This is a genomic window from Nonomuraea sp. NPDC049784 (assembly GCF_040659615.1).
GTDB lineage: Bacteria > Actinomycetota > Actinomycetes > Streptosporangiales > Streptosporangiaceae > Nonomuraea.
Map to the genome: position 1 here is coordinate 1 of NZ_JBFAMX010000539.1, position 7,018 is coordinate 7,018.

General features: G+C 69.4%; 10 protein-coding genes and 2 pseudogenes. 4 read left to right on the forward strand and 8 right to left on the reverse strand.

Annotation, left to right across the window (positions count from 1 at the left end):
* A pseudogene (locus AB0J09_RS50985) lies at positions 1 to 300 on the forward strand (hypothetical protein); the annotation flags it as partial.
* A gap of 13 nt (positions 301 to 313) precedes the next feature.
* Here AB0J09_RS50985 and AB0J09_RS50990 read toward each other — a convergent pair.
* Together AB0J09_RS50990 and AB0J09_RS50995 are read right to left on the reverse strand one after the other, a co-directional pair.
* Positions 314 to 739 carry a nucleoside deaminase gene (locus tag AB0J09_RS50990; protein ID WP_360708695.1) on the reverse strand — a complete coding sequence of 142 codons (426 nt, stop codon included), beginning with the start codon at positions 737 to 739 and terminating at the stop codon, positions 314 to 316.
* The gene (locus AB0J09_RS50995) at positions 736 to 1,590 is read right to left on the reverse strand and encodes a TIGR03619 family F420-dependent LLM class oxidoreductase (protein ID WP_360708698.1); all 855 of its coding nucleotides are present in this window, start codon (positions 1,588 to 1,590) and stop codon (positions 736 to 738) included. Before AB0J09_RS50995 ends, AB0J09_RS50990 begins: the two co-directional genes overlap by 4 nt.
* A 93-nt stretch (positions 1,591 to 1,683) precedes the next feature.
* Between AB0J09_RS50995 and AB0J09_RS51000 the strand changes: the two genes are divergently transcribed.
* Positions 1,684 to 2,139 carry an Lrp/AsnC family transcriptional regulator gene (locus tag AB0J09_RS51000; RefSeq protein ID WP_360708701.1) on the forward strand — a complete coding sequence of 152 codons (456 nt, stop codon included), beginning with the start codon at positions 1,684 to 1,686 and terminating at the stop codon, positions 2,137 to 2,139.
* Between the two features lie 56 nt (positions 2,140 to 2,195).
* Here the strand turns inward: AB0J09_RS51000 and AB0J09_RS51005 are convergent, their stop codons facing one another.
* Positions 2,196 to 2,543 carry a hypothetical protein gene (locus AB0J09_RS51005; RefSeq protein WP_360708704.1) on the reverse strand — a complete coding sequence of 116 codons (348 nt, stop codon included), beginning with the start codon at positions 2,541 to 2,543 and terminating at the stop codon, positions 2,196 to 2,198.
* A gap of 82 nt (positions 2,544 to 2,625) precedes the next feature.
* Here AB0J09_RS51005 and AB0J09_RS51010 point away from each other — a divergent pair, with 82 nt between their 5' ends.
* Entirely contained in the window at positions 2,626 to 3,216 is a 591-nt protein-coding gene (locus AB0J09_RS51010; RefSeq protein ID WP_360708707.1) for an alpha/beta family hydrolase, read from the forward strand.
* Position 3,217: 1 nt separating this feature from the next.
* Here AB0J09_RS51010 and AB0J09_RS51015 read toward each other — a convergent pair whose 3' ends face one another.
* Positions 3,218 to 3,409 (reverse strand): DUF5999 family protein, encoded by a 192-nt coding sequence (locus tag AB0J09_RS51015; RefSeq protein WP_138669881.1) that lies wholly within the window; start codon positions 3,407 to 3,409, stop codon positions 3,218 to 3,220.
* A 202-nt stretch (positions 3,410 to 3,611) separates the two neighbouring features.
* On the reverse strand, positions 3,612 to 4,172 hold the full coding sequence (locus AB0J09_RS51020; protein ID WP_360708711.1) for a TetR/AcrR family transcriptional regulator C-terminal domain-containing protein: 561 nt from the start codon (positions 4,170 to 4,172) through the stop codon (positions 3,612 to 3,614).
* A 114-nt stretch (positions 4,173 to 4,286) separates the two neighbouring features.
* On the opposite strand from AB0J09_RS51020, the gene AB0J09_RS51025 reads away from it, so the two are divergent.
* Positions 4,287 to 4,685, forward strand: coding sequence for a hypothetical protein (locus AB0J09_RS51025; protein ID WP_360708714.1), 399 nt, complete (start codon positions 4,287 to 4,289; stop codon positions 4,683 to 4,685).
* Positions 4,686 to 4,939: 254 nt separating this feature from the next.
* Here the strand turns inward: AB0J09_RS51025 and AB0J09_RS51030 are convergent, their stop codons facing one another.
* The 3 genes and pseudogenes from AB0J09_RS51030 to AB0J09_RS51040 form a co-directional block, all read right to left on the reverse strand.
* Entirely contained in the window at positions 4,940 to 6,271 is a 1,332-nt protein-coding gene (locus AB0J09_RS51030; RefSeq protein WP_360708717.1) for a sigma-70 family RNA polymerase sigma factor, read from the reverse strand.
* Positions 6,272 to 6,441: 170 nt separating this feature from the next.
* Complete coding sequence (locus tag AB0J09_RS51035; protein ID WP_360708720.1) at positions 6,442 to 6,744, reverse strand: hypothetical protein; 303 nt, start codon at positions 6,742 to 6,744, stop codon at positions 6,442 to 6,444.
* A gap of 43 nt (positions 6,745 to 6,787) precedes the next feature.
* Positions 6,788 to 7,018, reverse strand: a pseudogene (locus AB0J09_RS51040) (AMP-dependent synthetase); the annotation flags it as partial.

Here is a 7,018-nt window from a genome sequence, read left to right on the forward strand (position 1 = left end):
CCCGGGGCGGCGGCCGACGTGCTCATGGACGCCCTCGAGGTCGCTCCGCCCGAGGAGGTGCCGGGGCTGCGGGTCCAGCTCGGGATCGCGCATCTGGATCTGGCCTGCGCGGAGTTCGCGGAGAGCGTCGAGTACGGTGCGGATCCGCAGACCAGCGCCCTGGCCATCGAGCTCCTGGCCCGGACCCTGCCGCTACGGGGACGCGACGACGACGCGGGCCGGGTGTGGTCGTACGGGCTGGAGCACGAGGACGAGACCCTCGCCGCCGAGGTCCGCCTCCGCTACCACCGCGACACCTGACTGAGAGCCAGGCTCACTGGTAGTACCCCTCGACCGGGACGCGCGCCTCCTCATACAGGCCCGGGCCCTCATGCGGCACATGCGGCCAGCCGCCACCCGGTTTGAGGCCGGTGAGCTGCTCCTCGGAGAGGGCGAACACGACGCGGCCGAGCCCGGACCGCTGGATCGCCCCCGTGCACATGGTGCAGGGCTGGCAGCTCGTGTACATGGTCGTGGCAGCCGCGGTGGCGGGATCGAGCTCGCGGGCCGCCCAGCGGGCCAGTTTCAGCTCGGGATGCGCGCTGATGTCGGCGTCGGTGAGCGTGGTGTTCCGCTCCTCGGCGAGCACGCGGCCGTCCGGACCCGCCAGCAGCGAGCCGAACGGCGGGTTGCCGCCCGCCCGAGCCGCGGCCGCGAGCTCGATCGCACGGCGCAGAAGTCGTTCCTCGTCCTGTGTCACAGTTGCTCCATTCGTGGGTGAAGGTCCCAATGAGCGGCGACGGCTGCGAGCATCTGCCATTTCGCCTCGGGATGGAGGGTCTCGTCCGGGTCGCCGTCGAACGGGTCGAGCACGACCGTCTCGGCGCCGAGCAGACGTAGCTGTTCGAGGTCCTCGACGACCTGGCCGATGGTGCCCTCGCCGGCGAGGCGGTCGGGACCGGTGACCTGCGATCGGGTGATCCGCAGGATGATGCGCGGGACGAAGGCAGGTACCGGCCGGTCACCGGCGATGGCCTTCATCCGGTCAACCGCGTCGCGCAGCCACGGCAGAGTGTTGCGGAGCGGGTGCCACGCGTCGCCGAGGCGAACCGCCCGGCGGATGCCGGCGTCGCTGTTGCCGCCGATCCAGAGCGGTATCGGTCCGGCGCGGTAGTCCTCGGTGTCGTCCCGGGCGGCCCGTATCGCCAGGAGGGTGTCGTCGGTGAGCTTCCCGCGCCGGCCGAACGGCACGCCGAGCGCCGCGAACTCCTGCCGGGCCCAGCCTGAGGCCACACCGAGGACCAGCCGGCCGCCGCTGAGCTGGTTGAGGTTGGCGGCCATGCGAGCGGTCAGGAGCGGGTGCCGGTACGGCGCTATGAGCACCGTGGTCCCGAGCCGGACCCGGCCGGTGATGCCGGCGAGCCAGGCGAGGGTGGTGAACGGCTCATAGAACGGCGCGGGATACTGCTCGGCGACATCGGGCGTCACCACGACATGGTCGGAGACCATCAGCAGATCGAAGCCCAGCCCCTCCACCGTCTGCGCCCAGCCACGCAGGACGCCGGGGTCAGTGCCGGGCCCGAAGTTCGGAACGTTCACACCTATTCGCACCGGTTCAGGCTATCCAGGAGACCACCCCGTGATTAAGAGATTCCTTCCGGCGTAAGCGGAAGATATCCGGGATTCTGCCGGTATGTTTGGCGGATGGCCGAGAATCTCGACGCGACCGACTGGACGATCCTCGTAGAGCTCCAACGAGACGGCCGCGTCCCGTTCACCGAGCTGGGACGGCGCGTGAACCTCAGCTCCTCGGCGACGACCGAACGGGTGAGACGCCTGGAGTCGATGGGCGTCATCGCCGGCTACCACGCCGACGTAGACCTGGAGAAGGCCGGGTTCGCGGTGCTCGCCGTCGTACGCCTCAAATACCCGGGCAACCGGCACGAGCCGCTGCACCGGCTGCTCTCCGAGCGGATGGAGATCCTGGAGTGCCTGCGGACCACAGGCGACGACTGCTACACGCTGAAGGTCGCCGCGGCGTCCATGCGCCATTTGGAACGGCTGGTCGGCGAGCTCGCCGAGTTCGGAAGCACGACGACCAGCATCGTTTACAGCCAGACGCTGACGTACCGCGGTCCGCAGCGCCCGCCGGACGCCTGATGGCCACGTGCACGGGCGGGGGCGCTCCCGTGGCCGCCGCCGAGTACCCGCGAGGGTCAGTTGCGGCGCATCACGGCTCCGGCGGCGGCCACGTTGATGATCACGATCGCGATCCACGCGATCGTCAGCCCCGTCAGGCCCGCGTAGCCCGCCGCGATGGCCGTCAGCGGGATGCCGATGCCCATCGAGCCCAGCGCGATCGGGATCATGGCGGCGCCCGGAGTGCTCTTCTTGCGCGGCGCGGCGCCGTGATGGTCCAGCTCGGCCCGCACGCGGGCGGAGATCGTGGCGTCGAGGCGCTCCACGAACGACTCGACGAGCGCGGCTTCGTACTCGGGACCCAGGTCGCGGCGGGCGTCCAGCGTGGCCTGCAGTTCATCCCGGATGGGGCGCGTGTCTGGCATATGAGCAATCATCCACCGCGTACGGCACGCCGTCATCCGACCTGAGAGCTAACGTGAGATCCTCCCCAGGTACGGTGCTGGCATGGAGGTCATGACCCCGCGAGGGCCGGCGCTCGTCCAAATGGACGAGGTCGCGGACCCGCGGCTGCTGCTGGTGCTCACCCACGGATCGTCCGGGGGAGTGGACGCTCCCGACCTGCTGGCCGTACGGGACGCCGCGCTGAAGGCCGGGGCCACGGTGGCCAGGGTGACGCAGGCGTTCAGGGTGGCGGGGGCGCGGGCGCCGGGCTCGGCGGTCAGGCAGGACGAGGCCTGGGAGATCGTGCTCAAGGAGCTGCGTACGCGATGGTCCGGGCTGCCTGTCGTTCAGGGCGGGCGGAGCAACGGGGCGCGGGTGGCCTGCCGTACGGCCAGGGCGGTCGGCGCGGCCGCGGTGGTGGCGCTGGCCTTTCCGCTGCACCCGCCGGGGAAGCCGGAACGCTCCAGGGCCGATGAGCTACGTGGCGCCGGGGTGGACGTGCTGGTGGTCAACGGGGACCGGGATCCGTTCGGCGTGCCGGACGCCGAGGACGCCGCACGCCTGGTGGTGCTGCCGGGAGAGGGACATGACCTGAAAAAGGACCCCGCCCGGGTGGGCGAGGTCGTGGCGGAGTGGATCGTCCACTACGCGTAGTTCACGCGGCGCCGACGACGGGTCGGTGCGGTTCGATGGTGGCGCCGCTGGGAAGAAGCTCCCCGGTGTCCTCGAACAGGACGACGCCGTTGCAGAGCAGGCTCCACCCCTGCTCGGGGTGGCAGGCGAGAGTGCGTGCCTTCTCGCGGTCAGGCGCCTCGGCATCCGGACAGGCCGGGTCGTGCGGGCACATCGGCGTGCCTCCGATATCTCGTGGGATGCTCCCGTTTGGAGGGTCCGGGAGCCGGCTCGGATAGTTGTACTGGCAAGTGTGCGACGGACCTCACACTCTCGGCATAGCCCGTTGCGGACCCGTTACGGGAGATTTGCCCGGTCGTGTGACCTTCGACACAGCGTGCCTTATGCAGAATAACGGGCCAAGCGTGACACGCGCACTACGTTTGCAATCCCTTGAGCAGAGCGTCGAGTCCGCGCTCGAAATCCACATCGGCTCTTTCGTCACGCCTGACCCACTCGTCAACCTCGGGATCGGCCCAGCCCGACTGCTGCACCTCGACGGCCACGCTCCCGAACACGAAGGCCCGCAGCGCGCGTACGGCCTCCGCCGCGCCGGGCAGGCCGCCGTCGGTCAGTTGCTCCGTCTGCTCCCTGATGGCGAGGGATGTGGCGCCCTTGGGCGGCTTTGTGAGGGCCAATGCGAGTACGCCCGGATGCTCGCGCAGGAGCTCCCTCTCCGCCCTGCACCATGCCTTGGCCGTCTCCTGCCAGGAGGGCCCCTGCTCGACGTGGACCGTGGTCACGTGCTCGGCCAGGGCGTCCATCAGCGCCTCCTTGCCCCTGGGCAGGTGGTGGTAGATGGCCATGGCCTCCACCTGCAGGGCGTCGCCCAGGCGGCGCATGGTGAGCCGGCGCAGGCCCTGGCTGTCGGCGATGTGGAGCGCAGCCTCGATGATGCGCTCGCGGGAGAGCGGGACGGGCGGTCTCTTGGCGGGCATGGAGATCATCTTACTTCGTAAAGGCCGCCGCGCCGGGCCGATTTCCCGCTGTGTCGCGCGACGGCGTACCCTTGGCGCTTGAACGAGTAATGGCAGCGTGAAGGGGCAGGTTCGATGGCGTTTTTCCGTCCGCGGGTGAGCCGGGAGGCTGAGGTTCGCTACCACGCGGACCAGGAGATCTCCAAGAGCTTCCCCGAGTTGCTCGAGAAGGCTCGCCGGGCCGAGGAGACGGTGCGGGACCTGCGGGCCGCCGCTGCCGACGAGATCGAGCTGCTGGCCGCCGGGCGGGAGTTCGACCGTACGCTGACGGACGCGCTGCGTGCCGCCGAGGCGGGGCAGCGGGCCACGTTCGGGGTGAAGTCGTACGACAACCGGATCGCGCGCCGCAAGGCCAAGGCGACGCCCGCGGGGGCCATGTGGACGGCCGAGGTCGATCGGCTGCGCACGCTCCGCGAGGACAACCGGCTGTGGGGGATCCCCCGCGTGCCCCGTTCGGTGCCCGCGACCCTCTGACACGGGGGTTTCGCAAGAGCCCTGCCGGTTTCCCAGGGCTCTTGCGCTGTTGCGTCTGGTGGCGTCGGGCGCGGGCGCGAGTGGCGGGGCGCCTTGCGCCGAGTCCCTTCGCCGGGCGTCTCGCCGACGCGGCGCCCGCAAGGCGAGAGCCGTTGGCATGGCCCGACCGCGCGCGAGGCCGGAAGGCCGTCTGGGGCCGGACACGGTGAAGCCCCGGCACATCCTCCCTCGTTGTGCCGGGGCTTCCCGGAGTGTCAGCTGGCCCAGTCGAGCAGCGGACGGGTGTTGCTCGGGTGGCGGAGCTTGGAGAGGGACTCCTTCTCCAGCTGGCGGATCCGCTCCCGCGTCAGGCCTAGGTGCTTGCCGATCTCGTCCAGCGTGTGCGGCTTGCCGTCCACCAGGCCGAAGCGCAGGGCCATGATCTTCGACTCCCGAGGCGAGAGGTTGTCGAGGACGCCACGCAGCTGGTCGCCCAGCAGCTGGCGGTCGACGATCTCCGAGGCCTCCGGCGAGTCGACGTCCTCGATGAGGTCGCCGATCGTGGTCTCCCCGTCCTCACCGATCGTCGCGTTGAGCGAGATCGGCTGACGGCTCGTCCGCAGCAGCTCCTCGATCTGGTCCGGCGTCTTGTCGAGCTCGACGGCCAGCTCCTCGGGCGTGGGTTCGCGCCCCAGGCGCTGGTGCATGTCACGCTCGATGCGCGACAGCTTGGACAGCATCTCCAGGACGTGCACGGGCAGCCGGATCGTACGGGCCGAGTCGGCGAAGCCGCGCTGGATGGCCTGCCTGATCCACCACATGGCGTACGTGGAGAACTTGAACCCCTTGGTGTAGTCGAACTTCTCCACCGCCCTGATCAGCCCCAGGTTGCCCTCCTGGACGACGTCCAGGAGCGACATGCCACGGTCGGTGTACTTCTTGGCGACCGACACCACGAGCCGGAGGTTGGCCTCCAGCATGTGGTCCTTGGCCTGCTTGCCGTCCTCGACGACCAGAAGCAGGTCCTCCCGGTAGGAGGGGGACAGGTCGGGCTGCGTCTCCAGCTTGTACTCGGCGTACAGGCCCGCCTCGATCCGCCGGGCCAGTTCCACCTCCTGCGCGGCTGTGAGCAGGGTGCGGCGGCCGATGGACTTCAGGTAGGTGTGCACAGAGTCGCCCATGGCCGACTGTGTGTCGTCCAGGTCGATCTGCTCGTTCTCGATTTCGGCGTCCTCGGAGCTCAGGGCGAGGTCTTCAGGGACGTCCTCCTCGTGCTCCGGCTTCTGCTCGGACGGGGTCACAGCCTTGGCGGCGGCTTCCGTGGCGGTTTTTGCCTCGGCCGCCTTGCGGCCGGTAGTCTTTGCACGCGCAGGCTTCCTGGGCGTCTTCTTCGGGGCGGTCTTGCTGAGAGACGGTTCGTTCTCGGCGGCCAGGCTCACGCCGCTCTCCGAGAGCTCGCGCAGGATCGTGCGGCCTTCAGAGGGGCTGATACCGGCCTCCGCGAACGCGTCACGCAGCTCCGCCAGAGAAAGGTGACCCTGGGCTCGCCCTCGTTCAATCAGTTGGTCGAGAGTCGCAGGTGGGGTCGCTACGGCGGTTCTGGGCATGAGGACACCTCCTCCGTACGGAGTCGAAGCGATCAGGCAGGTTGTGGTGGGGCGGCTTCTGTCCGCACGGCGCACCAGTATCAATAACGCCAATCGCCGTCATTTGTTCCCGGGGGGACGAAAAAGGGGCGGATCGCCCAAAGGAACGAACCGCCCCCTTCCCCTGAGTCTTATTCCCGAACCTCGATCTCTCCGGCCGAGACTTCGGGCATGGGCATCGGCTGGGCGTCCTGCAGGCGCTGATCCGTCCAGTAGTCGATGACGGTGCGAGGGTCGGGATTGACCTCGTGCGAGACCACGATGCCGTCATCGCTGGTCGTCGGCGACGGTGACGCCTTCTCCACCACGGCTCTGGTCTCCTTCGCGACCTGGTCGAGCTTGCCCGCCGAGGCGGCCGCCGCGATTGAGGCGCCTCCGGCGACGATCGCGCCGACGACTGCCGCGGATGCCCACATCTTGCGGGTCTGGTCCATGAAGGCTCCCTCCTTCTCCCCGATTTGACGCAGCCGCAACTCGTCAGGTTCCTGCCCGAAGCCGTACCAAATCGGTCTTGCCGTTCGGCAGCAACGGGAGCTGGGGCACCAGGCGAAGATCGCGTGGGGCGGCGTGAGGGGGAAGCCTATCGCGGCAGTATGCCCGCAATTGAGTAAGCGTAGGGGGCGTGTCGGGGTTGGCGGGGACCACCACGGCGGTGACCCGCTCGCCCCACTCCGGGTCGGGCGCGCCGACCACGGCCGCGTCGGCCAC